The organism is Nitrincola lacisaponensis (assembly GCF_000691225.1).
GTDB classification, from domain to species: Bacteria; Pseudomonadota; Gammaproteobacteria; order Pseudomonadales; family Balneatricaceae; genus Nitrincola; species Nitrincola lacisaponensis.
Genome location: NZ_JMSZ01000028.1, coordinates 30,572 through 56,120 on the forward strand (window position 1 = coordinate 30,572; position 25,549 = coordinate 56,120).

General features: G+C 52.3%; 20 protein-coding genes. 5 read left to right on the plus strand and 15 right to left on the minus strand.

Annotated elements, in window-relative coordinates:
- Positions 1-2: 2 nt before the first annotated feature.
- The 9 genes from fliG to ADINL_RS09395 form a co-directional block, all read right to left on the minus strand.
- Positions 3-998, minus strand: a complete 996-nt coding sequence (gene fliG, locus ADINL_RS09355; protein ID WP_036546955.1) for a flagellar motor switch protein FliG — start codon at positions 996-998, stop codon at positions 3-5.
- Complete coding sequence (gene fliF / locus ADINL_RS09360; RefSeq protein WP_239644365.1) at positions 991-2,622, minus strand: flagellar basal-body MS-ring/collar protein FliF; 1,632 nt, start codon at positions 2,620-2,622, stop codon at positions 991-993. The genes fliG and fliF overlap by 8 nt, the downstream gene beginning before the upstream one ends.
- Before the next feature lie 56 nt (positions 2,623-2,678).
- Positions 2,679-3,044, minus strand: a complete 366-nt coding sequence (fliE, locus tag ADINL_RS09365) for a flagellar hook-basal body complex protein FliE (protein ID WP_036546958.1) — start codon at positions 3,042-3,044, stop codon at positions 2,679-2,681.
- Between the two features lie 196 nt (positions 3,045-3,240).
- Positions 3,241-3,864, minus strand: a complete 624-nt coding sequence (locus tag ADINL_RS09370; protein WP_036546961.1) for a 3'-5' exonuclease — start codon at positions 3,862-3,864, stop codon at positions 3,241-3,243.
- Between the two features lie 4 nt (positions 3,865-3,868).
- The gene (locus tag ADINL_RS09375; protein ID WP_036546964.1) at positions 3,869-5,704 is read right to left on the minus strand and encodes a putative nucleotidyltransferase substrate binding domain-containing protein; all 1,836 of its coding nucleotides are present in this window, start codon (positions 5,702-5,704) and stop codon (positions 3,869-3,871) included.
- Between the two features lie 17 nt (positions 5,705-5,721).
- Positions 5,722-7,464 (minus strand): sodium:solute symporter family transporter, encoded by a 1,743-nt coding sequence (locus tag ADINL_RS09380; protein ID WP_036546967.1) that lies wholly within the window; start codon positions 7,462-7,464, stop codon positions 5,722-5,724.
- A 91-nt stretch (positions 7,465-7,555) separates the two neighbouring features.
- On the minus strand, positions 7,556-8,068 hold the full coding sequence (locus ADINL_RS09385; protein ID WP_036546970.1) for a hypothetical protein: 513 nt from the start codon (positions 8,066-8,068) through the stop codon (positions 7,556-7,558).
- 93 nt (positions 8,069-8,161) lie between these two features.
- A complete protein-coding gene (locus ADINL_RS09390; RefSeq protein WP_036546973.1) occupies positions 8,162-9,931 on the minus strand; it encodes a sodium:solute symporter family protein in 1,770 nt (589 codons plus the stop codon).
- A gap of 4 nt (positions 9,932-9,935) precedes the next feature.
- The gene (locus ADINL_RS09395) at positions 9,936-10,196 is read right to left on the minus strand and encodes a DUF4212 domain-containing protein (RefSeq protein ID WP_036546977.1); all 261 of its coding nucleotides are present in this window, start codon (positions 10,194-10,196) and stop codon (positions 9,936-9,938) included.
- A gap of 295 nt (positions 10,197-10,491) precedes the next feature.
- On the opposite strand from ADINL_RS09395, the gene ADINL_RS09400 reads away from it, so the two are divergent.
- Entirely contained in the window at positions 10,492-14,427 is a 3,936-nt protein-coding gene (locus ADINL_RS09400) for a hybrid sensor histidine kinase/response regulator (protein ID WP_036546980.1), read from the plus strand.
- Between the two features lie 22 nt (positions 14,428-14,449).
- On the opposite strand, the gene ADINL_RS09405 is transcribed toward ADINL_RS09400, so the two are convergent.
- The 6 genes from ADINL_RS09405 to ADINL_RS09430 all read right to left on the minus strand — a co-directional run bounded on the left by ADINL_RS09405 (position 14,450) and on the right by ADINL_RS09430 (position 21,678).
- Positions 14,450-15,112, minus strand: coding sequence for a response regulator (locus tag ADINL_RS09405; RefSeq protein WP_036546983.1), 663 nt, complete (start codon positions 15,110-15,112; stop codon positions 14,450-14,452).
- 115 nt (positions 15,113-15,227) lie between these two features.
- Positions 15,228-17,186 carry an acetate--CoA ligase gene (gene acs, locus ADINL_RS09410; protein WP_036546985.1) on the minus strand — a complete coding sequence of 653 codons (1,959 nt, stop codon included), beginning with the start codon at positions 17,184-17,186 and terminating at the stop codon, positions 15,228-15,230.
- A gap of 190 nt (positions 17,187-17,376) precedes the next feature.
- Positions 17,377-18,759 (minus strand): sigma-54-dependent transcriptional regulator, encoded by a 1,383-nt coding sequence (locus ADINL_RS09415; protein WP_036546988.1) that lies wholly within the window; start codon positions 18,757-18,759, stop codon positions 17,377-17,379.
- A 14-nt stretch (positions 18,760-18,773) separates the two neighbouring features.
- A complete protein-coding gene (locus ADINL_RS09420) occupies positions 18,774-19,814 on the minus strand; it encodes a sensor histidine kinase (protein WP_036546989.1) in 1,041 nt (346 codons plus the stop codon).
- Complete coding sequence (locus ADINL_RS09425) at positions 19,811-21,271, minus strand: sigma-54 dependent transcriptional regulator (RefSeq protein WP_036546991.1); 1,461 nt, start codon at positions 21,269-21,271, stop codon at positions 19,811-19,813. Before ADINL_RS09425 ends, ADINL_RS09420 begins: the two co-directional genes overlap by 4 nt.
- Before the next feature lie 83 nt (positions 21,272-21,354).
- Positions 21,355-21,678 (minus strand): DUF1820 family protein, encoded by a 324-nt coding sequence (locus tag ADINL_RS09430; RefSeq protein ID WP_036546993.1) that lies wholly within the window; start codon positions 21,676-21,678, stop codon positions 21,355-21,357.
- Positions 21,679-21,859: 181 nt separating this feature from the next.
- Here ADINL_RS09430 and miaB point away from each other — a divergent pair, with 181 nt between their 5' ends.
- Genes miaB through ADINL_RS09450 form a run of 4 tightly spaced genes read left to right on the plus strand, consistent with a single transcriptional unit; the run spans position 21,860 to position 25,546 of the window.
- On the plus strand, positions 21,860-23,209 hold the full coding sequence (gene miaB, locus ADINL_RS09435) for a tRNA (N6-isopentenyl adenosine(37)-C2)-methylthiotransferase MiaB (RefSeq protein WP_036546995.1): 1,350 nt from the start codon (positions 21,860-21,862) through the stop codon (positions 23,207-23,209).
- 29 nt (positions 23,210-23,238) lie between these two features.
- Entirely contained in the window at positions 23,239-24,240 is a 1,002-nt protein-coding gene (locus ADINL_RS09440) for a PhoH family protein (protein ID WP_051632696.1), read from the plus strand.
- The gene (gene ybeY, locus ADINL_RS09445) at positions 24,240-24,695 is read left to right on the plus strand and encodes an rRNA maturation RNase YbeY (RefSeq protein WP_036546998.1); all 456 of its coding nucleotides are present in this window, start codon (positions 24,240-24,242) and stop codon (positions 24,693-24,695) included. The genes ADINL_RS09440 and ybeY overlap by 1 nt, the downstream gene beginning before the upstream one ends.
- Before the next feature lie 8 nt (positions 24,696-24,703).
- Positions 24,704-25,546, plus strand: a complete 843-nt coding sequence (locus ADINL_RS09450; protein WP_036547000.1) for an HlyC/CorC family transporter — start codon at positions 24,704-24,706, stop codon at positions 25,544-25,546.
- The last annotated feature ends 3 nt before the right edge of the window (positions 25,547-25,549 follow it).

A 25,549-nucleotide genomic window follows, 5' to 3' on the forward strand; every position in this document is an offset into this window, starting at 1 on the left:
GATCAAATCATATCATCTGAGCTGCCAAGGGTAATCTCACCCTCATCGGCCAGGCGACGTGCCACATTGAGGATCTCTTTCTGCGCCGCCTCGACTTCACTGACTCGCACAGGCCCCTTCGCTTCCAGATCGTCGCGCAGCAACTCTGCAGCTCGTTTGGACATATTCTTGAAGATTTTTTCCTGCAGCTGAGAATCTGCTCCTTTCAGAGCCACCACCAGCTGGTCGGTCTGAATCTCACGCAAGATCACCTGAATTGCACGATCATCCACATCCATCAGGTTGTCAAATACGAACATCAGATCAGAAATCTGGTTAGCCAGCCCCTCATCAGTTTCCTTAATGGCATCCATGAGCTCTGCTTCAATCTGTGTATCAATAAAGTTCATGATATTGGCAGCAGACTTGACACCACCCAGACGCGTGAGCTGTGTTGAACGCGGACCGCTGAACTGACTTTCGAGCATATCATTCAACTCCTGCAGAGCCTGTGGCTGAATCTGATCCAGTGCAGCCACTCGCATCACGATATCCAGGCGCACCTTGTCATCAAAGAAGCTTAGCACATTGGCTGCCTGATCCGGCTCAAGATAGGAGATGATCACCGCCTGAATCTGCGGGTGCTCAAAGCGAATAATTTCAGCCACCTGACGCGGGTCCATCCAGCGCAGCGTATCCAGACCGGACGTATTGGTACTGAAGAGGATGCGATCTATCAGCGTTTTTGCCTTATCCTCTCCCAGAGCCTGATTCAGCATGGCACGGATATAGCGATCATTATTGATCCCGATCCCTGTCTGATCGCTCACAATATCCAGAAAATCTGACACTACCGACTCAACGCGCGACTGAGGAACGTTATCCAGACGTGACATCGCCTCACCAATCCGTTGAACCTCCTTGGGGCCCAGATGCTTCAGTATCTCGGCTGCATCACCCTCACCCAGGCTGATCAGCAATACCGCTGCCTTCTCAATGTCAGTCAGACCATCACTCACGTTCTACCACCCATTGCTTGATGGCCTGCGCGACCCGCGCCGGGTCCTCAGCGACCATGCTGCGAATCTCATTTAACTGATAATCAAAACTCTCATTCGGCGTCACCATGGCGGCAGACTCCACGCCACCAAAGGTCACCTTGTCATCCGCAATTCCTGAACCGTCCAGAGATTCCAGCTCTGCCGAAATCTGACCGGCAGGTCCCAGATCACTAGTGGTGCGACCGCCACCCGTGGTCGACAGGTGCTTGAGTACCGGCCTCAGAATCCCCAACACCAGCAACAAGACAAAAGCCGCAGCACCAATCTGCTTCAGCAGATTCCAGAACCACTCCTGCTGCCAGAATCCCGGATCATCGAATTCAAACTCCTCAGGCGGCACAAAACTCGAGTTAATCACATTGACGCTATCACCCCGCAGCGCCGAAAATCCAACCGAGTTCTCCACCAGCAAACGCAGTCGATCCAGATCTTCATCTGACCAGCGGGCACGACTACGCTCACCGGTTTCAGGGTTGACGACTTGCAGGTCATCGACCACAACGGCAACGGACAGACGCCGGATACCACCCATCTGCTGCCGGGTATAACTGATGCTTCGATCCAGCTCAAAATTACGTGTCGCCTGATTACGACTACTGCCTGAAGCACCGGCTCCAGCACCACCTGCACCATTACCGGCAATTTCTGGCACAGCGACAGGTCCCGGCGGCTGATTGGCCAACGCTCCCGGCACACCGACGGCCGCCTCACCTGAGTCACGCCGTTCTTCCAGAGTCTGCTCACTGCGTAATGCAGGCAAATCCGGGTTAAACATCTCACTGGCCTGTTCAACTTCAGTGAAATCCACATCTGCAGACACTTCTGCACGGAAATTACCCAATCCCACAACAGGCTGCAGAATGCTGTTAACACGATTCACCAGCGTATCTTCAACCTGGCGCACATATTCCAGCTGTCGCGCAGCTAACACTACATCTGAATCAATATCCCGCAAATTCAGCAAGCGACCTCGCTGATCGACGATCGTGACATCCTTGACATCCAGCTCAGGAATACTGGAGGCAACCAGATTGGCAATCGCCGCCACCTGATCACGCTCCAGCTGCCGCCCGGAAAACAGCTCAAGAAAAACAGAGGCGCGCGGCTTGCGCTGATCGCGGATAAAAACCGTATCTCGGGGTATCGCCAGATGTACACGTGCAGACCTGACAGCAGTCATATTGGATATGGTTCGAGACAGCTCGCCTTCAAGACCTCGACGGTAACGCGTCGTTTCCATGAACTGACTGGTACCCATACCGTAATCCTGGTCCAGCAATTCAAAGCCGACAGTACGATCAGCGGTAAAACCATCAGCGGCCAGGCGCAAACGTGCCGCGTGAACATGCGACTCCGGCACCAGAATAGCTCGGCCATCTGCATCGAAACGATAGGGAATTTTATTCAGCCGCAGTTGCTCAATGACTTCATTGGCATCGGAAAAACTCAGATTAGCGTAAAGGACACGATAATCAGGCTGCTGCGACCAGAGCACTACAGCAAACCCGATCGCGACACTGGCAGCCAGGCCGACCATCAAACCCAGCTGGCGCAAAATTCCCAGGCTGTTAAAACCAGCCATGAGATTGCCTCTAGCATTTAATGGAGTTGCTGTATTTTCCATTTACACCCGCTCAATCAGATCGGCATTTTTGAGATGTCTTCGTAGGCTTGCACCAGGCGATTACGCACCTGGGTCATTGCTTCAAACGAAACAGACGCTTTTTGTGCCTGAATCATGACCTGTGGCAGATCTACTCCGGGATCACCACGTTCATATGATTCACGCAAACGGTTGGCACTTTGCTGATGTCCATTCACCTGATCCACAGCAGATTTTAGCAATGCCGTAAAACTGCTACGCTCAGTTTCACCAATGGACCGGATTGACCCGCTTTCCGGCCGCAAACTCGGCAGCTCGATCTGACCGGAAGATTGTTGCATTTCCGCACGCAACGAACGCATTTGCGCCAGAACACCGTTGATGTCAGCCCGTTCAATCATCTTCAGCCCTCATCTGACAGCGGCATTTTTTTGACATTATAACGCCATTCTATATTGATCCACTGAAAAGCGCCAACAAAATGGCAACTTTATACCCTTCATTGCCGCTTATCCCGCATAGGACAATAGAATGCAAAAAGCAGGCCAATGCCTGCTTTAGTTTGGAAGACCCTTACAGGGTCAAAGAGATAGGAATTTATTCAGCCAGGGGAGCGCCAAATTTCAGACGCACATACATCAATGCAACAGTAATTGCATCGCCCAGAGCGGTGTGACGCTGAATGATGGGAATATCCAGCTTTTTGGATATCGTATCAAAACGCAGATCGACATCGCCTCCCACGGTTTTCCACTTGATGATATCGTGATACACATGCGATAACTCAATGGCCTTGTTAGGCAAACCAAAGCCATAGCGGGGACGGATATATTTATCCAGCATACGAATATCATAATTGACATAATAACCAAGAATCGGACGATTCCCGACAAACGCCAACACTTGCTCCAGCGCCTCATCCAACTCAATGCCATCAGCCAGATCACTGGCACGGATCTTGTGAATCTTGATCGACTCTCCCGTCAAGGAAGCAGGCGGTTTCAACTTGATATCCAGCCGCTCACTGGTAATCACCCGACGCCCACGAATGCGCACCGCACCGATAGACAGTATTTCGCCTTTTTTGACATCCAGACTGGTTGTCTCACAGTCCAATGAAACGACCTCATCACCCTTATAGGGCTCGAACAAATGAGCATAGGGACTGTCGCGAAATTCTCTGCGCTCCTTAAAGCGCCGAATGGTTCTTGGAATAATCATTATGTCATGAACCTATATGATAACGTGACGCCAGATGCTTCTTGAAATCCTTCACGATTCTCAAGGCATCTCTTAACAGATCGCGCTCCAGCTTATTCAGACGCTGCAGATCGATTGCATTCGGCGTCGAATCTCTTCCATCCTGACTTTCTTCAACACGCTGTATTTGATGCTTCAGCCGGATCTGCACAAACAGTGACAGAGCCTCGGCCAGATTTTCCCCATGGTTTTTACGCATCTGCTCCATCTCTACCAAAGCCTCAATACGCTTAAAGGTATTGGTCTCCAGTATACGATGCTCCAATGCCATGGTACGGACACCATGCACAATCGGGAAAATACCACCCTTTTTAATATCCAGCACACCCTTTTCTTTGAGATTACCGAAGAATGTCAGGGGCGTATCAAAGTTCAGGGAAGCCTTGGCAAAGTGAGAAAAGAAGATGTCATTATTGCGCACACTGCGCAAAAAGGCATTTCGAGCCACTTTAAATAATGCCGCATTACCGGCAACAGGCTTACCATCAACCGCAATCGCCAGCTTCATGACAGACTCTCCGTCAAATTTTTGACTCCAGTCATTCAGCTTGTTGGCCCAGTCACTGGTGGAATTCACCCACTCCGGATTGGATACCATGATATTACCGGGACACGGCGGAAAACCAAATGAGATCAAAGTCTCACTAAACTTTCGCATAACAGCATGCTTCTCCGGCCACTCAAGACCATCACGGAAAATCAAGCCATTATCCTGATCGGTCTTCATGATCTGCTCACCACGCCCCTCTGATCCCATCACAATCAAACAGACGTGGGGCCGAAGATCATTAGGAATGACCAGATCAAACAGCTTGGAGATAATGCGCCCGTTCATGGCCGCCAGCAGTTCCATGGTAAAGCGTATTTTGACACCGGTTGAAATCAGCGCCTTGATCAAATCTGTCAGCCCCCTTGAGGCCTCACGCAAATCCTCGACAGTCTGTGCCCGCTCGACGCGCAAGCCAATCACATGGGAATGGCTGGAAAAATGACTCAGAACGTCGGTCAATTCAACGATCCCCAACAACTCTGTACCACGCATAACCACAACACGCTCTATCTGCTGCTGCGTCATCATGATCAATGCATTGAACAGATAATCCTGAGGGTCGGTCGTAATCAGTCGATAGCTGGCAATTTCAGAAACATCCGATTCCAGCGGCAAGCCGTTGATAATCACAGCATCTAACAGGTCAGTGCCGGTAACCATACCGTACCGGTTACCTTTTTTGGCCAGCACACAATCCGCTTTCATCTCACGCATCATACGAGTCGCTTCAGCAATACTCGTACCTTCCAGTACGATAAGCGGCTCACGGATGGTTCCGTCTTCAATGCGCGCCAGCATGAACTCGGCCATATCCTGATTTTGACCATGCTGGGCCACTATCTCCCGCTTGGCGGTAAGATTCTGCTGAAAGTAATCCGCGAACAAGGCATTGCTGGCGATCAACTCCATCAACGTCCGGGTAGGCAAAACGTGGCAAATGGTTTCTTCGACAGCGATAAAGTTATGGATCGCACGGCCATTCAAGACCGACCAGCCACCAAAATAATCTTCATCCTGATAATGCACAAACACGTTTGCAGCGGAGACATCCTGATCTATCGCTTCGCTGCCGTCACTCTCGCCAACCTTACCCTTCAGAACAATGAACACCCCTTCCGGGACTTCACCTGCCGATATAATCGTCTCGCCTTTCTGAAAGTACGCAATATCAAGATTATTATTCAGCAACTCCTGCTCTTTCGCGGTCAGTAAACTGAACGGCAAGTTATCCATATTGAAGGATTCAGACATAAGGGCTCCTATTGTTATTATTCAGTCGATACAGCCGTGTGCCTTGCACTCTCCCGGTGAGCGTCCGGCAATACCCGGGCTAATAAAACCACACATATCAGGTTAACCAGCATGACCACCCCTGCCATAGAAACAGGGGGGTAGACTGGCCAGGACTCCGGCCAGAAAGTAACCAGCCAGCCAGTATCATATGCCAGTGTATAGCCCAGGCTCAGTAACAATCCGCCAAGCATTCCGGCACCGGCGGCCCAGGCAGATATTCCTGGACGCCAAAGCAACAGCAACACTGCCGGAAACAGTGAAGCAGCCGTTAACGCAATAGCCCGGTTCATCCACTCCAGTATGCCACCCGGCAACAACACCGCGACAAGCGCAGCCAGCAGCAGCACACTCAACGCAACCAATCTCACCAGCACTGACTCAAGCCGTGATGATAGTGGCAATACAGCACCAAGCTGTAAAACACTCGACTGCACCGTGGAAATTAAAATGACGGCAGCAGTCGACAGCAACGCAGCCGTAATACCCACATTTAACAAGCCTACAACCCAGCCTGGCAGATGAATCAACTCGGGCAGCAGGTATAACCGTATATCATCGGCAACATACAATTCTCCGGGAAAACGCTGCTGAGTCAGATACACAGGATTAGCCGGATTCGTCAGCACACGCTCACCCAATACACCAGCCTGATCGGCAAACCGGGGTTGCGCACCCTCGAACACCGCTCCAGCTGCGTACTGAACCCGACCATCATATGTATGGTCATACCAGGCCAACTGTGCTGTTTGCTCCCAGGCATAAAACCAGCTTGGCATACGGGTATAGGCAACACCCTCATTCAAAGGCCCATTGACCACTTCAATCAAACGCAGTTGCCCCATGGATGAAACCCAGGGCATGGAGGCGTAAATCACTGCGATAAACACCAGCATCCAGGCAGCACTGGAGCGCACATCCTGTTCCTGTTTTACACTCTGGAAACGAATCAGCAGATGGGGCAGCAATGCTGTCCCAGCCACCAGAGCCGCCAGCATTAACCCCTGTTCAACCACGCTCAAGGCGTGTGTACCACTCAAACCCAACTGTTGCTGTAACAGATCCAGACGTAACTGCAAATCGGGTGTCGGGTCAAAAAAAATCCAGTGTGTCGGCAGACCTAACTCTGCCGCCAGATAAATAGCAGGAACCAGAAACGCACAAAAGCAAATGCAGTACTGCAGCATGTGCACCTGTGTCATAGCCTTCATGGCTGCCAGCAGAACGTAAAACAGGATCAGCAACAACGCCACCACTATGCCGGCATGGACAGACAACTGCAGGTGACGAGAAAACATGATCCCCAGCCCCTTGAGCTGCAGAGCCAACAACAGCACGCTGACCAATACCAGTATCAGCTGTACCTGATAACCCAACCAGCGCGATGCATACCCCTGCGCCACAAAACCTGCCAGACACGTTTGTCCGGAGCGAAAAACGGCAGGCGCCAGCCAAACCCCAAACCATACAAGACCTGATAACCAGCCCAATAAGATCCACTGTGCATACTGGGGATCAACAGAAAACAGCCCGAATAAGCCCAGAAAAGTGGCTGCACACAACCAGTCAGCCGCCGAAGCCATTCCGCGACCAAGCGGCGTAACACCGGTGTTCAGTGTGTAGAAATCACGTACGGAACCCGTACGGCCTGCCATAAGCACCAACAGGTAAAAAATTGCTGTGGCACCCACAAAAAGATACACAAACAGATCTGTCTGCATCAGATCTCCTTCTGGACTCAGGTCAGTCCGGACAACTTAATCTAACAAAGCCGTCGATTGACAGATAGCCGGACTTTAGTCTGAAACCAGACTAGTCCTGACAGACAGTCTGATAGAGCACATCGTCTCTGTCCAGGCGACTCAGACGCTGCAGTTGAGGCTGGCGCTGGTCATTCAAAGGCAGCATCTCGGTAGAGGCGCAATTGAGCAAATAGGCCTGATGCGTCACCAGATCGACATGCTGTTTTTCAAATCGATAGAGTATGAACTCAACCACCTGAGCACCATCGTCCAACTGTGTTGTGACCAGATTTCGCGTATCTACGACACTGAATGCAATAATCATGGGGAAATGGTATGTCCAGGGACGCCAGAAGACCTGCCCTGTTTCGGTAGAAACCACCACCGCACCCTCTGGCTGGCGCTGCTGCTGATGCTCAAACCAGGAGTACTCGTAGGATATCTGATAACCCAGCATACCCAAGCCACCAAACACTGGAATAATCCACTTAGGCAGTTTATTACGTGATAACTTGCGCAGAATCAAGGCAACCCCTGCAGCCCCTAAACCGGCAAATACAATCGCGACTATCGTCCAAATCATGCTATAGCTTCCCGAAATAAATCGGGCCTCCAGAAGGAGGCCCGATCAGTTGACCCTGGTGAACAGCACTAGGCTGTCATGGGCCTATTATGATCAGTGATCCAGAGCAGCGCCAGCACCTTTTGGCGTACGAACGCTTTCAACCAGATCCTGAATTTCCTGTGGCGGCTCTTCAGTAGACAGAGACACCGCATAAGCCACAGCAAAGTTGATAACCGCACCCACTGCACCGAAGGACAGCGGAGAGATACCAAACAGCCAGTTATCAGGAGTGTTCGCCAGCATGTTAGTACCTGAAATGAAGAACCATCCCAGGTAGGTAAAGATGTACAGCAGCGTTGACAGCAGACCTGCCAGCATACCTGCAATCGCACCCTTGTCGTTAACACGCTTGGAGAAGATACCCATCATCAGTGCAGGGAAGAGCGAAGCAGCTGCGATACCAAATGCCAATGCTACCACCTGTGCCGCAAACCCTGGCGGATTCAGGCCGAGATAGGTTGCCAGCAAGATCGCCCCCGCCATGGAGATACGAGCTGCCATCATTTCGCCTTTTTCACTGATATCCGGATTGATAATGTTTTTGATCAAGTCATGACTGATCGCCGAAGAGATCGCCAACAACAAACCTGCTGCCGTCGACAATGCTGCCGCAATACCACCCGCAGCAATCAGACCGATAACCCAGCCCGGCAGGTTGGCGATTTCCGGATTCGCAAGAACCAGAATATCGTTGTTTACCGTCAGCTCATTACCCGCCCAGCCACGCGCTTCTGCAGTTGATGCAAAATCAGCATTGGCATCATTGTACATCTGGATACGACCATCGTTGTTCTTGTCTTCCCAACGAATCAGGCCTGTCTGTTCCCAGGTTTTCACCCAGTCAGGACGCGCTTCATATGCCAGTGCTGGCGCATTCGGGCCATCCGGATAGATGGTTGTCAGCAGGTTCAGACGAGCCATTGAAGCTACTGCAGGTGCAGTCAGGTACAACAGCGCGATGAATACCAGCGTCCAACCCGCAGACCAGCGAGCATCAGCTACTTTGGGTACGGTGAAGAAACGGATGATAACGTGTGGCAGACCCGCTGTACCGATCATCAGAGACAGGGTGAACAGAACCATGTTCAGCTTATTGCTGACATCAGCTGTGTAATCACGGAAGCCCAGCTCACGCACCACTTCATCCAGTGTTGTCAGCAGTGGCTGACCGGACTCAACGTGAGTACTGAACATACCGAACATCGGAATCGGATTGCCAGTCAACTGCAATGAAATGAACACCGCAGGAATGGTGTAAGCGATGATCAGTACAACGTACTGCGCTACCTGAGTGTAGGTAATCCCTTTCATACCACCGAATACGGCATACAGGAATACAATCGCTGCTGCGATCCAGATACCTGCAGACGAACTGACTTCGAGGAAGCGAGAGAAGGCCACACCGGCACCGGTCATCTGACCGATTACATAGGTCACGGACATGATGATCAGACAGATAACTGCCGTCAGACGTGCACCACGACTGTAGAAACGGTCACCGATGAAGTCAGGCACAGTAAACTTGCCGAACTTGCGCAGGTAAGGTGCCAGCAGCATGGCCAGCAATACATAGCCACCAGTCCAGCCCATCAGGAAGGTTGAGTTGGCATAACCGCCAGCAGCGATCAAGCCGGCCATGGAGATGAAGGATGCAGCTGACATCCAGTCAGCAGCTGTTGCCATACCGTTGGTGATAGGATTTACACCACCACCCGCTACGTAAAATTCTTTCGTTGATCCCGCGCGCGCCCAGATCGCAATACCGATATACAGCGCAAAAGAGGCACCTACAAACAGTAGGTTGATTGCAAATTGGCTCATGCTATTACTCCTCGACGCCGAATTCTTTATCGAGCTTGTTCAGTCGCCACGCATAGTGGAAAATGATCGCGATAAAGGTAATGATCGAGCCTTGCTGAGCAAACCAGAAACCAAGATCAGTTCCTCCGATAGGAATACCGGCCAGCATGGGACGCAGAAGTATGGCAAAACCATACGAGACTAAAGCCCAGACAACCAGGCTCCAGGTGATCAGGCGAACATTCGCCTTCCAGTACGCAGCAGCATTTGCTTTATCATCTGCCATTGTCGTTCTCCGTTTTGTTGTTATTTGGAGTTGAGAAATTTCCAAGAGCAATCTTGCAAAATTAATCTTGGGAATAAAAGCCCCGACTTTAGTATGAACAGCGCAAACAACTTTTATACAAATACAAATTAAATCTTTACTATCAATCTGTTATACCGGAATTTACCTTCAGCCCATGCACGCTTTGACCCTGCTGTACAGGACAATAGTCTAACAACAATAACGGGGCAGGCTGTGTCTCGGCGCTGCACAGGGTACACTAGGCAAAACCTCGCTAATCTCAACAGGAAACACCATGCTGTCCGGCTGGATCATTATTCTGATTTCAATCGCTTATCTGATGCTGTTATTTGCGATCGCCTACTATGGTGACAAGAGTGACACCGGACAACGCTGGGCTAACCATCCGCTGGTCTACTCTTTGTCGCTGGCCGTCTACTGTTCTTCCTGGACCTTTTATGGTGCTGTTGGCCGGGCGTCCACGACGGGCTGGGAGTTTATGGCTACCTATATCGGCCCGGTGATCATCTTTCTGTTCGGCTGGCGGATGATTGAAAAGATCATTTTGGTCAGCAAACAACAAAACATCACCACTATTGCCGATTTCATCTCATCCCGCTACGGAAAAAGCCAAAGCCTGGCAGTCATGGTGACGGTAATCGCTGTACTCGGCACCATGCCGTACATTGCGCTGCAATTGAAAGCCGTCGCCATCAGTTATAACGCGATTGCACCCGGCACCACTGAAGCCTTGAGCAAAGGTAGCGATACCGCCTTGTTTGTAGCACTGCTGATGGCCATTTTCAGTATTCTGTTCGGCACCCGCCATATCGATGCCACCGAACACCATCCGGGGCTGGTACTGGCAGTTGCATTTGAATCAGTGATCAAACTCACAGCCTTCCTGGCAGTCGGCTTTTTTGTCGTGTTCTATCTGTTTGAAGGTCCGGGCAACATGCTGTCGGCGGTATCGGAACAGCTGCGCTTCAACCCGAACTTCCAGTCCCCGTTTGCCGGAAGCTTTATCACAGAGATCGTACTGGCCTGCGCAGCGATTATCTGTCTGCCGCGTCAGTTTCATGTCACCGTGGTTGAAAACACCAATCCTCGCAGCCTGTTAACCGCGCGCTGGCTGTTTCCACTCTACCTGATCCTGCTGGGCGTATTTGTGCTGCCAATCGCCGTCGCCGGGCTGGATATTTTTGCCGGCAGCTCTGTCGATGCAGATTCCTATGTGCTGATGCTTCCCAGTGTGGCAGGCTGGGAATACCTGACTGTGTTTGCCTTTATTGGTGGCCTGTCCGCCGCAACCAGCATGGTCATCGTTGCCAGTATTACTCTGTCGACCATGGTATGTAACGATATCATCATGCCTCTGCTGTTGCGCATCCGCTGGCTGCGTCTCTCTCAGTCGAAAGATCTGGGAGCGCTGTTACTCCGGGTACGACGCATCACCATTCTGGGCCTGATGCTGCTAGCCTATTTTTACTACCGGGTATTTGGTGACCACGGGCCGCTCGCATCTTTTGGTCTGCTCGCGTTTGTGGCTGCCATTCAGTTCCTGCCGGCCATAGTGGGCGGTATTTATTGGAAAGAAGGCACACGTTATGGGGTGCTGGCGGGCATGAGTGCCGGCATGCTGCTCTGGTGCTACACCCTGGTATTGCCCACCATGCGTGAGGCTAATGTGATCCCCAACGCCATGGATGCACTGCTGCCTCCAACACTGAATACTGCTGAATGGCTGCAGCCAACAGCCTTGTTCGGCCTCTCGGGCATGGATCCTCTTACGCACGGGGTGTTCTGGAGCCTGAGTATCAACCTGCTGTTGTATATCCTGGTGTCACGCCTGTCGAAGGGACGCCTGGTAGACCGCATACAGGCCAGTGCTTTTATCAACGCCTACAATAAAGATCTGTCTGATCAGTCACGACTCCTGGGGCATGTAACCGTCGGCGACCTGCAAACACTGACAGAACGCTTCCTCGGCCCTCAGCGTACCGAACATGCCTTTACCGGCTTCGCACTGCAACGCGGCGAATCCTATCCGCTCAGCGGCGACAAGGCCAGTTCCGAGCTGATTCAGTACACCGAGCGCCTGCTGGCCGGGGTTATTGGTGCCTCATCCGCACGTATCGTTATGGACTCCACGCTGCGTGGAAAAGAGATGCAAATCGGCGATGTTGTCGCCATTGTTGATGAAGCCTCTCAAGCACTGCGCTTCAACCGTTCATTACTGCAATCCACTATTGAAAACATCGGCATGGGTATCAGCGTGGTGGATCAACACCTGCGCCTGGTGGCCTGGAACAAGCAGTATATCGAGATGTTTGACTACCCGGACGGGCTGGTCTGTATCGGCCGTCCGATTGTGGAAATCTTCCGTCATAATGCCAACCGGGGTGAGTATGGCGGCGGGGATACCGAAGTGCACGTGCAGATGCGCCTTCGTTTGCTGCAAGACCGCGAACCGCATTCCTATGAGCGTCTGAGACCGGATGGCACCGTACTCGAAGTACGTGGCAACCCCATGCCCAACGGTGGTTATGTCAACACCTACATGGACATCACCGAGCACAAGCGTATCGAGGAAGCTCTGCGGGAAAGCGAACAAAACATCCGCATCTATACCGACAACGTACCGGTACTGATCGCCTATCTTGATCCACAGCTACGCTATCTGTTCGTTAACAAGGCGTATGCTGACACCTTTGGACTGGACCGTCATACCATTGCCGGTGTCCCCTGTTATCAGGTATTACCACCTGAAGAATATGAACAGCGCCGCCTCTATATCGACAAGGCACTCGCTGGCCAGCGCCAACGCTTCGAAACACGACTACCAACCCGGGACGGCAGCGTGCGCTTTGCTGAAGTCACCTATATTCCGCATCGCGGTGAACATGGCGACCTGTTGGGCTACTTTACCCTCTATCAGGATATTACCGAGCGTCGCCATGCTGAAATCGCCCTTCAGGAAACCAATGAAAACCTGGAAAATCGTGTGCGCGAACGTACTTTGGCCCTGTCGGTTGCCAACAAGGATCTGCGCAAGGAAAACACCATCCGCGCACTGATGGAAGATGAGCTACGCCAGGCAAAATCTGAAGCAGAAGCCGCCAACCTTGGCAAAACCCGTTTCCTGGCGGCAGCCAGTCACGATTTGTTACAGCCACTGAACGCAGCGCGACTGTTTACCTCAGCCCTGGCTCAACACAGCTACGAACCTGAGGTTAATCAACTGGTCGAAAATCTGGATGGTTCCCTGCGTGCAGCTGAGGAGCTGATTACCACCATTCTGGATATTTCCAAGCTGGATGCCGGAGCACTGGAAGCCAGTCCTCGCCATTTCTCGCTGGCCAGCCTGATGAGCAATCTGTCGGCTGAGTTTTCAGCACTGGCAAATGAAAGACAGCTGAATTTCCGTCATGTAGATTGCAAACAGGTGATCTATTCCGACCCCACACTGCTACGCCGCATTCTGCAAAACTTTCTTTCCAATGCAATGCGCTACACTCAATCCGGGAAAGTATTGCTGGGAGCCCGACGCGTCGGACAATCCCTGCGACTGGAAGTCTGGGATACCGGTGTAGGTATTCCGAAAGACAAGATTCGCGAAATTTTTGAAGAGTTCAAACGGATCGACAACCCTCGACACAGTCAGGTGAAGGGACTCGGTCTGGGCTTGTCCATCACTGAACGTATAGCACGCATGCTCGGACATGAAATCGAAGTCCGTTCATGGCAGGGTAAAGGCTCTGTTTTCAGTGTAACCGTACCCTTGGGGCAACCTGACCTGGCGGTGAAGAGCAAGCCTGAACAACGTGGCTGGATTCGTAGCAAAGGCCTGAATGGCATCCATATCCTGGTCATCGATAATGAACCCAAAATACTGGAAGGCATGAATGCACTGCTGAAAGGCTGGTCCTGTGAAGTACTGACCGCGCTGAGTGCTGATGAAGCAGAAGCCAGAGTACGCGATCAGGGCTTCACCCCGGATATCATTCTAGCAGACTACCACCTCAGTGAAGTGCATACCGGGATTATGGCTCTGGAACAGTTGAAACCACTCTGGCGACAACCTGTGCCCAGTATCATTATCACAGCGGATCGGACAGAAGCGGTTAAAACCGAAATAGAATCGACATCAGCTCAGCTATTGACTAAACCTGTCAGACCGGCGGCACTGCGTGCCATGATTAACCGTATGATTGCTCAGGCACGCGAGTAGATTATCGCGTGCAAAGTGCCACTTAAACGTCAGTTTTAGGTGGCTCCACCCCCAGACGCTGAGCCGCTATAACGGCCTGGGTACGGCTATGAACACCGAGCTTACGCAGAATTGCCGTCACATGTGCCTTGATGGTCGCTTCCGAGACATTCAGCTCATAAGCGATCTGCTTATTCAACAAGCCTTCGGTCAGCATCGTCAGTACACGAAACTGCTGAGGCGTCAGCGATGCAATTGCCGTAGCAAAGTTGTAGTCCTCTTCTGGCAGCTCATCCATACTGTCGCTGATATCCTGTGGCAACCACTCCTCGCCCTGCAATACCAGAGAGATAGCTTCAGCAATGGTTTCCAGTGGTGCAGACTTGGGGATAAACCCCGAAGCGCCATAGTCCATGGCGCGTTTCATGACATGCACTTCTTCGCTGCCGGAAACCACTATCACTGGAATGGATGGATGCTGACCACGCAGGAATACCAGCCCGGAAAAGCCCTGTGCACCTGGCATATGAATATCCAGCAGAATCAGGTCCGCATCTGAGTGCTGCTCTGCTGCAGCCTGAACAGCTGTCAGTGAGTCCGCTTCAACCACAGCAACACCCGGAACGGCTTGCAATACAGCCTGTTTCAGAGCTGCTCGAAACAGCGGATGATCATCTGCAATAATAACCTTCTGTGCCAGTTGCATAGTGTTTTTCTCCCCCGAGCGCAGTTTTTTCAGAATCGCATCATAGCACCTCTTTAAATGCAAAACTCCCCCCTGACGTCAGTCAGGGGGGAGTTTTCGATGCATTATGATAGATTTAGCTGTTTTTACGATTCAAACGGTGCTCAATCAGGTCATCCACAACAGACGGGTCTGCCAGCGTCGAGGTATCACCCAGAGCACTGAAATCATCTTCAGCAATCTTGCGCAGGATACGGCGCATGATTTTACCTGAGCGTGTTTTGGGCATACCGGGTGCGAACTGGATCAAATCAGGTGATGCAATCGGCCCGATCTCGCCTCGAACCCAGTTACGCAGCTCTTTCATCAGCTCATCAGACTGATCATAACCTGTTTTCAGCGTGACATAGACATAGATCCCCTGCCCCTTCAGGTCATGCGGATAGCCTACCACAGCCGCTTCAGCAACCGCCGGATGTGCCACCAGTGCGGATTCAACCTCTGCCGTACCCATACGATGACCAGAAACGTTAATCACATCATCCACACGTCCGGTGATCCAGTAATATCCATCCTCATCACGGCGCGCACCGTCACCAGTGGTGTAGTAGCCTTTGAAGCTGGAGAAATAGGTTTGTACAAAGCGTTCATGGTCACCGAAGATAGAGCGGCTCTGCCCTGGCCAGGAATCCGCAATGACCAGATTACCTTCACCAGCACCTTCAACCGGATTACCCTCGTTATCCAGCAGCATCGGCTGTACACCAAAGAATGGACGTGTTGCAGAACCCGGTTTGAGGTCTGTAGCGCCTGGAAGTGGAACAATCATAATACCGCCGGTTTCAGTCTGCCACCAGGTATCAACGATCGGACAGTTGCCCTTGCCAAAGATGCGGTGGTACCAGGTCCAGGCTTCAGGGTTGATTGGCTCACCCACAGAGCCCAGCAGTTTCAGACTGGACAGGTCAGAGTCACCCAGTACATCTTCTCCCTGCTGCATCAGCGCACGAATGGCTGTAGGTGCCGTGTAGAACTGGTTGACCTTGTGTTTCTCAATCACTCGACCAAAACGACTGTTATCCGGATAGCTGGGCACCCCTTCAAACATCAGCGTGGTTGCACCATTCGCCAGTGGACCGTAAACGATATAACTGTGACCTGTTACCCAACCAACATCTGCAGTACACCAGTAGATGTCGCCATCCTTGTAATCGAAAATCAATTCATGGGTCATGGAGGCATATACCAGGTAGCCACCGGTCGTGTGCTGCAACCCTTTTGGTTGCCCGGTAGAACCGGAGGTGTAGAGGATAAACATCGGATCCTCTGCATTCATCTCTTCCGGCTCACACTCGGCAGACGCTGCAGCAACTACTTCGTGGTACCACACATCGCGGTTAGCGTGCCAGGCTACATCTTTGGTCGTACGCTGCACCACCACGACAGACTGAATAAATTCTGCAGCGCCGTGTTCATCAATGGCTTCATCCACATTGGCTTTCAGCGGAACCTGCTTACCGCCACGCAGTGAATAGTTGGAGGTCACTACCAGCTTGGACTTGGCGCCAATGATACGGCTGGCCAGTGCTTCCGGAGAGAAACCACCGAATACGATTGAGTGAATTGCACCAATACGGGTACAGGCCAGCATAGCTACAGCAGCCTCAGGAATCATTGGCAGATACAGCGTGACCACATCGCCTTTACCCACACCCTGAGCCTTCAATGCATTGGCAAAGCGACATACGCGCTCATGCAGGTCACGGTAGGTGATTTTTTCATCTTCTTCCGGGTTATCACCTTCCCAGATAATGGCAACCTGATCACCACGTGTAGCCAGATGACGGTCCAGACAGTTGGCTGATACGTTCAAAGTGCCGTCTTCATACCACTTGATAGAGACATTATGTGGATCGAATGAGGTATTTTTGACTCTGGTATAAGGCTTGATCCAGTCAATCCGCTTGCCCTGTTCACCCCAAAAGGCATCCGGGTCCTTGATGGACTGCTCATACATTGCCAGATACTTGCTGTTATCGATGTGTGCCTTGGCCGCAAATGCCGGATCAACCGGAAAAATATTTGCATCACTCATGGGTTGTTGTCCTTCGCTTAAGATTTGTTGTTATGTAAATTCACGCCGGATGTTTCGATGACAAAACGAGGTATTCAGGCGTTTCAATTCTGAATACTACGTTTATACAGAAGCCTTGATGCCCTCTTAATTAGACATTGGTCTGATCAAGGGGGCTACGTTAGTTCTATACATCCTCAATAGTATGCACTTACTTACCAGCTAACACCTGCTCCAGATCAATTCCCTGCTCACGAATTTTTGCCAGCTTATAACGCAATGTTCTGGGGCTGATCCCCAGGTGCTCCGCTGCCAGTTTACGACTGCCCTGAAAGTTCACCAGGGCATCCAGGATAATCTGGTATTCATGCTGTCGAAGATCCTGATCCAGCACCCCGGCACCGGGCTCATTGCGGCTCAAGGACACCACCGCAGGACGGTCAATCACCTCATCTTGCAAACGAATAGAGGACTCTGACAGATGCAGGTCAGCAGGCATGATCCGCGTACCACCTTGCAGGATCAGCGCCCTCTGAATCACATTATCCAGCTCGCGCACATTACCAGGCCATGGATAGGACTCCAGCTCCATCAGCGCCTGCTCTGACAACACCACTGGGCTACGACGCATTTTGGTACAATGATGCTGCAGCAGCCGCTGCACCAGGGGTTCGATATCTTCAGGGCGCTCTCTCAACGGCAGCCATTGCAATGGAAAAACATTCAGCCGGTAATACAGATCCTCTCGAAACTGTCGTTCCGCCACACAGGCAGCCAAGTCCCGGTTACTGGTCGCCAGCACCCGGACATTCAGCTGAATCAGCTTGCGGCTACCGATACGTTCAACCTCCTGTTCTTGCAGTACCCGAAGCAGCTTGGCCTGCAAACCCAGGTCCATTTCGCTAATCTCATCCAGCAGTAGCGTACCACCATTAGCCTGCTCAAACTTGCCAGGTACGGCTTGATGCGCACCGGTAAACGCGCCCTTTTCATGCCCGAACAGCGTAGCTTCGAGCATGCTTTCCGGTATGGCTGCACAATTAATCGCAATAAAAGGCTGATCGGCACGACCGGAGTGACGGTGGATATAACGGGCCAGAACCTCTTTCCCGGTGCCCGACTCACCGGTAATCAACACGGTCGAGTCTGTCACCGCTACCCGCTTTGCCAGTTTCAGCAGCTGTTGACTGGAAGTCGAACGGGCCACAGGCTCAGCATCTGCAGTGACTGCGGGGCCTCCCACATAGCGTTGAATCAGCTCAATCAGCTGTGCGGGTTCAAAAGGCTTCATCAGATAATCGACGGCACCCTGACGTATGGCATCTACGGCACGTTCAACCTGTCCGTAGGCCGTAATCAGGGCTACCGGCAGCATGGGATAGCGCTGACGCAATTCTGCCAACAGCGCATGACCATCCATTCCCGGCATATTGACATCGGTCACCACCATGTCGACCGTTTCCTGCTCCAGTAGCGCCAGCGCCTCTTCTGCCGATCCGGCCTCCAGAAACCCCAGCCGGGCTAACGCCAGAGTATCTGCCAGCGCTTCTCGCAAACCCAGGTCATCTTCAACGATCAACACCTTTGCTGACATTTTCTGTTATCCCGTTATGTAGACTGTATTAAAGGTAGACGAAAGCGCGCGCAGGTGCCCTGTCCAGGTATTGAAGCCAGCTCAAATTGTCCATGATGTGCACGTGCAATGACCTGGGCAATTGCCAGCCCCAACCCCGTGCCATGCGTTTTCGTGGTATAGAAAGGTTGCTGAGCTTTTTGCAGCGCCTCATCATCCATCCCCGGACCGTTGTCGATTACACTGATCAGCACATCATTCGCTTCCCGATCCAGACGTATCTCCAGCGCGGCCTGCTGACCACATGCCTGCAGGGCGTTATTCACCAGATTCAGCACCGCGCCGAGCAGCGCTTCGAGATTGCATTGTAACGACTGCTCTCCGGCGTGATTGATAAACTCACACTCTGCATCATATTGCGCCAGCGGTTGATCCAGCATATCTTCAATACGCAGCAGCAATTCAGTGGTACTGACCTGATTATCCAGGCGGGTTTCACCCCGGGCAAAGATCAACATATCACGCACCTGTTGTTCCAGATGCGTCAATTGCTGTCGGACCTTGGTGGCAAAACGGATACGTTGAGCATCGGTCAACTCAGCCTCACACAGATGCGCCGCATAGATCAGCGCAGCCGACAGCGGTGTCCGCACCTGATGCGCCAGCGAGGCCATCATGCGCCCCATTTCCGACAATCGCTGATAATGGTGCAGTTTGGATTGCAGATCCCGGGTTTGCGTCTGGTCGGTCATAAACACCAGTTGGCCTGGCTCATCCGGCAACGCCAGCGTTGACAGCAAAACTCTGCGGCCATTTTTTAATGACACCTCGTGTCCATCATCCGGACGCGGCGCAAAGCACTGCTGAATCACCTCTATCCAGGCCTGATCCTGAACCTGTGAACCCAACAGCGCTTCAGCAGCGGGATTACTCTCGGTAATTCGACCTCGATTGTCGATGACCAAAAAGCCAGTCGGCATCAGATCAACCAGTTTCCGCAGGCGCACCAATGCCTGCTGCTCTGTTTTCAGTGCAGCAACTTCGGCCTCCAGTTCAGCGATACGTGTCCCTGTCATGGCCGTGCCATCTCGTACTTGCGCATTTTTTCAACCAGCGTGGTGCGTCGAATACCCAACAATCTGGCGGCACGTGCAACCACCTGACCGGACTGATCCAGTGCCTGTTCAATCAGCTGTTGCTCGGTTGTTTCCAGATAGGCCTTCAGGTCCAGCCCACTCTGCAAGACCTGCAAGCCCACAGCAGATGTCGCTAGCGGCGACTTAACAGGAGCACTGTGCTGGTCCGGATCATCAGGCATCAGATTGACAGGCGGCTGCGCCTCATCATAACGCTGCGGGTCTGGTTCCTCGATATGACGAAACTTTGCCGGTAACTCGGATACACCGATCACCCCCCCGGCATGCATGATCGCCAGACGTTCCAGCAAATTTGCCAGTTCACGGACATTACCCGGCCAGGGATGCTGCTGCAAAGAGGTCATGGCATCAGGTAAAAACTGCATGGCAGCTAACCCCTGCTCTTGCAGGCGACGACTGAACTCATGAATCAGCAACGGCAGATCGCTGATCCGCTCACGCAGCGGTGGCATTTCGATGGGAAATACATTAAGACGATAATAGAGGTCTTCACGAAACTCGCCGGAACTGATCATCGCTTCCAGATCTTTGTGTGTCGCAGTGATAATACGGACATCCACCTCCAGCGTCCGACTGCCCCCTACACGTTCAAATTGACGCTCCTGCAACACCCGCAACAGCTTCACCTGCATAGGCAAGGGCATGTCTCCGACTTCATCCAGAAACAATGTACCGCCATCTGCCAGCTCAAAGCGTCCGGCACGACTGCTGATCGCGCCGGTAAACGCCCCTTTCTCATGCCCAAACAACTCACTTTCCAGCAGTTCTGCCGGAATAGCGCCACAGTTGACCGGCACAAATGGCTTATCACGACGCGATGAGTTTTGATGCAAGGCACGCGCAACCACTTCTTTACCCGTACCCGACTCTCCGGTGATCAGCACACTGACATCACGTGCAGCCACCTGAGCAATCAGATGGCGTATCTCACAAACACGCGGACTTTGGCCCACAAAATCCTGACAGTCGATTTGTGGCGCCTGTACACCGGTCTGCTGCGTCAGATATACCTGAGCCCGGTGCAACAGATCCAGAAAGCAGTCGTAACGATACGGCGGGAAAAAAGTATCCAGTATCCCCAGGGTGCGCATACTGCCCTCAGCCAATTCCGGCCAGTCACAGAGCAACAGCTTCGGCAAAGGGCGATCATCAACCTTCAACTCCCCGACCAGCTTTTCCAGGGCAATCGGCAGGCCGCTGTGACCGATCAGCACCAGTCCGACACTGGCCAGATCAAAATCACGGCTGCGTTGCAACCAGGTCACAAAGTCAAAAATATGACACTCAACACCTAGAAATGCCAGACAGGTCTGTAGCGTCTGGGCGCGTTGAGGGTCATCATCCAGCAGTAAAACGTCAGAAATTTTACGATTCATGGGTAAAAACCAAGGGTTAAGACAGCGTTACACTAACCTGCACCCCCGCTTACGTCAATAGTTTGACTCTACCCAGATGACCCTTACGTGGACTTTTTCGGTGGCATGACAGGAAAAGGCGTAATCGTACCCTTGGCTTCAGAAATCTTGGCAACCCCGCTCTGACGGACTTCATCAATGCGAATAACAGCGTGCATCGGCACATAGGTGCGTTTCACTTCGCCAAACTGTTGACGCAATTTTTCTTCCGAAGGGTCAACAAGCAGCTCTGTACGAGAGCCAAACACAAAGCCTTCCAGCTCCAGGAATCCCCACAGGTCGCTCTGATACACATGCCGGACATAGAGTTCATAAACTTTGTCCTGATTGACAAATACCACACGGTAAATGGGCTCTTCTACTGCCATGACAGACACATCACTCCTGCTAAACATCGGGTTATGGTTCAGACTTTATCGGGGCGACAGCCAAGGCTTTCAAGTGGCCGATAAATACTGATCAAAAAACGTCCAGTTTGTAGCGGCAGCCGGGCAGCTCCGCTATAATCTTCGCCCTATTTTAATACCCAATCCGGAATGCAGGTAACACATGAGCAAAAAACTGTTTATCAAGACACACGGTTGTCAGATGAACGAGTACGATTCCTCCCGTATGGCGGATCTGCTGGGCGAGAGTCACGCATTGGAACTGACAGACAACCCTGAAGAAGCCGATATACTGCTGCTGAACACCTGCTCCATTCGTGAAAAGGCACAAGACAAGGTCTTCCATCAACTGGGCCGCTGGCGCAAGCTGAAAGAAGTGCGTCCGGAGCTGATCATTGGCGTTGGTGGCTGTGTTGCCAGCCAGGAAGGTCACGCCATCCGGGATCGCGCGCCCTATGTTGATATGATTTTTGGTCCCCAGACCCTGCATCGACTCCCGGAAATGATCAATGAGAGTCGCAAAGGCAGTGTCGGCATTGTGGATATCAGCTTCCCTGAGATCGAAAAGTTCGACAGCCTGCCCGCACCACGTGCAGAAGGCGCGGAAGCCTTTGTATCTGTTATGGAAGGTTGCAGCAAATACTGCACATTTTGCGTAGTCCCCTATACCCGTGGTGAAGAGGTCAGCCGTCCATTACAGGATGTGTTGAACGAATGTCAGGAACTGGCAGAGCAAGGGGTGCGTGAAGTAAACCTGCTGGGCCAGAACGTCAATGCGTACCGTGGAGCCGTCCCGGGGGAAGATGAGGCCGACCTGGCCGAACTGATTCGCCGGGTTGCCGCCATCGACGGTATTGATCGTATCCGTTTTACCACATCGCATCCGGTCGAGTTCAGCGACAGCCTGATTCAGGTCTATGCCGAAGTGCCGGAACTGGTCAGTCATCTGCATCTACCAGTACAGAGTGGCTCAGACCGGATTCTGATGGCCATGAAACGCGGTCATACTGCACTGGAATACAAGTCAAAGCTGCGCCGTATCCGCAAGCTGCGCCCGGAGATCAGCTTCTCTTCTGATTTCATCATCGGCTTCCCGGGTGAGACTGAAGCAGACTTTCAGGCCACCATGAAGCTGATCGAAGAGATAGGCTTTGATGCATCCTTCAGTTTCATCTACAGCCGACGCCCGGGCACACCGGCTGCTGACCTGCCGGATACCGTCTCGGAAGACGAGAAAAAGCAGCGACTGTCCTTACTGCAGCATCGGATTACCCAACAAGCCATGGCGATCAGTCGCCGGATGGTGGGTAATATCGAACGCATTCTGGTCAATGGTTACTCGAAAAAAGATCCAGGACAGCTGTCAGGACGGACCGAAAACAATCGAGTGGTCAACTTCCGCAGCGATAATCCGGACCTGATTGGACACTTTGCTGACGTCAAGATTGTGCAGGCCTATGCCAACTCACTGGTCGGCGAGCTGATCAGCTCCGAACTGGATACGACCCACTAAACCGGAAATCCGGTGAACAGGAATTAGAATTGTCTACTCATCATACGCTCAGCTTTTTGCTCGAACCCGACAATCCAGCCGCGCTGGCCAACCTCTGTGGCCAGCTCAACGAGCATATTCTGCTCATTGAGGAACGCCTGGGCATCGAGGTACTGCATCGCGGCAATCATTTTCAGCTTCTGGGCGACCCTGAGCTCTGCGCCAGCGTCAAACCCATGTTGCAACAGCTTTATCAGGATGCATGTTCCGGCACCGAACTGACACCTGCCCATCTTCATCTGGCGCTGAAAGCAACTGGCGCAGAGATGCGTTTACCCAGTCAGGATCCGGTCCAGCGTGACCTGACCATTCGCACCCGCAAGATGCAGATACGCCCTCGCAGTGACAATCAAAAACGCTATGTACAGTCGGTGCAAACGCTGGATATTAATTTTGGCATCGGCCCTGCCGGTACCGGGAAAACCTACCTGGCTGTCGCCTGTGCAGTCGAAGCACTGGAGCGCGAAGAGGTCAGCCGTATCCTGCTGGTGCGTCCAGCGGTTGAAGCGGGCGAAAAGCTCGGGTTTCTGCCCGGGGACCTGTCCCAGAAGGTTGATCCCTACCTGCGCCCACTTTATGACGCCCTCTATGAAATGCTTGGTATTGAAAAGGTCGCACGCCTGATTGAGAAAAATATCATCGAGATCGCACCGCTGGCCTATATGCGTGGACGCACACTGAATGGCTCTTTTGTCATTCTGGATGAAAGCCAGAACACCACACGCGAACAGATGAAGATGTTCCTGACCCGTATAGGCTTTGGCTCTACTGCAGTGATCACAGGTGATGTTACTCAGATAGACCTGCCTAAGGGCGTGCGCTCAGGACTGGTGCATGCGATTGAGGTGTTAAAAGGTGTTGAGGGTATCGGCTTCACACATTTCAGCGCCAAGGACGTCGTGCGACATCCATTGGTACAGCACATCGTGCTGGCATACGACCGCTTTGAACAGCTGGAAGCACAGCGCCAAAAAAACGGGGAGAAACGCTGATGGCCATTGATGTGGATGTACAGGTCGCCGTAGATGGCTGCTTTCTGCCATCAACAGCAGAGCTGACACAGTGGGTTGAGGTTGCACTGGCTGGACGACTGGAACAGGCCGAAGTCTGTATCCGCCTGGTCAGCACTGAAGAAAGTCAGGAGTTGAACCACACCTGGCGCGGTAAAGACAAACCCACCAATGTGCTCTCATTTCCATTTGAAGCGCCGCCAGGAATCGATACCAGTCTGATCGGGGACCTGGCCATTTGCGCTGAAGTCGTGGCTGCAGAAGCGCAGGAGCAGCAAAAGCCGCTATCGGCACACTGGGCACACATGGTTATTCATGGAGTCTTGCATCTGATCGGATTCGATCATATAAATGATGCTGACGCGGAAGAGATGGAAGCGCTCGAAATCCAGTTACTGGCGCAACTGAATTTTCCCAACCCCTACATATCCGCCTAGAGGACAGCATGAGCGAAGAGCGATCGGGAAACACCCAAAAAGGTTGGCTGGGCCGTCTGGCTCAGGCTTTTTCAGATGAGCCGCCTACCCGTGAAGACTTGATCAATGGACTCTATGAAGCTGCTGAAGCCGGTGTCCTCGACAATGATGCCTTGAGCATCATCGAAGGTGCAATGCAGGTTTCGGATATGCGGGTACGCGATGCCATGGTACCCAGATCGCAAGTCACCATGGTCCAGATCAACCAGCGCCCGGTCGATTTTTTACCGGTGATTATTGAAACGGCTCACTCTCGCTTTCCTGTCTGTGGCGAAAACCCGGATGAGGTTATCGGCATTCTGCTGGCCAAAGATCTGCTCACCTACATGCTCGACGGCAATCTGGACAATTTCAGCCTGCGTGACTGCTTGCGCCCTGCGGTGTTCATTCCCGAAGGCAAACGCCTGAATGTACTGTTGCGCGAATTCCGTGGCACCCGAAACCACATGGCGATCGTAGTCGATGAATATGGCGGTATCTCCGGCCTGATCACCATCGAGGATGTGCTGGAGCAGATCGTTGGCGAGATTGAAGATGAGCATGATGAGGATGAGAACGAAGGCAACATCAAGGCACTGGACGAGAAAGGCTATCTGGTCAAGGCGCTGACACCGATCGATGACTTCAACGAACACTTCGACTCACACTTCTCTGATGAAGAGTTTGACACCATTGGCGGCATTATTACGCAAAGCTTTGGCCGACTGCCCTGCAAAGGCGAGTCGGTTTGCCTGGAAGGCTTCACCTTCAGTGTCGTCTCGGCTGATAACCGCCGTATTCGTTTGCTTCAGGTCACGCCCGAGGACAACTGACCC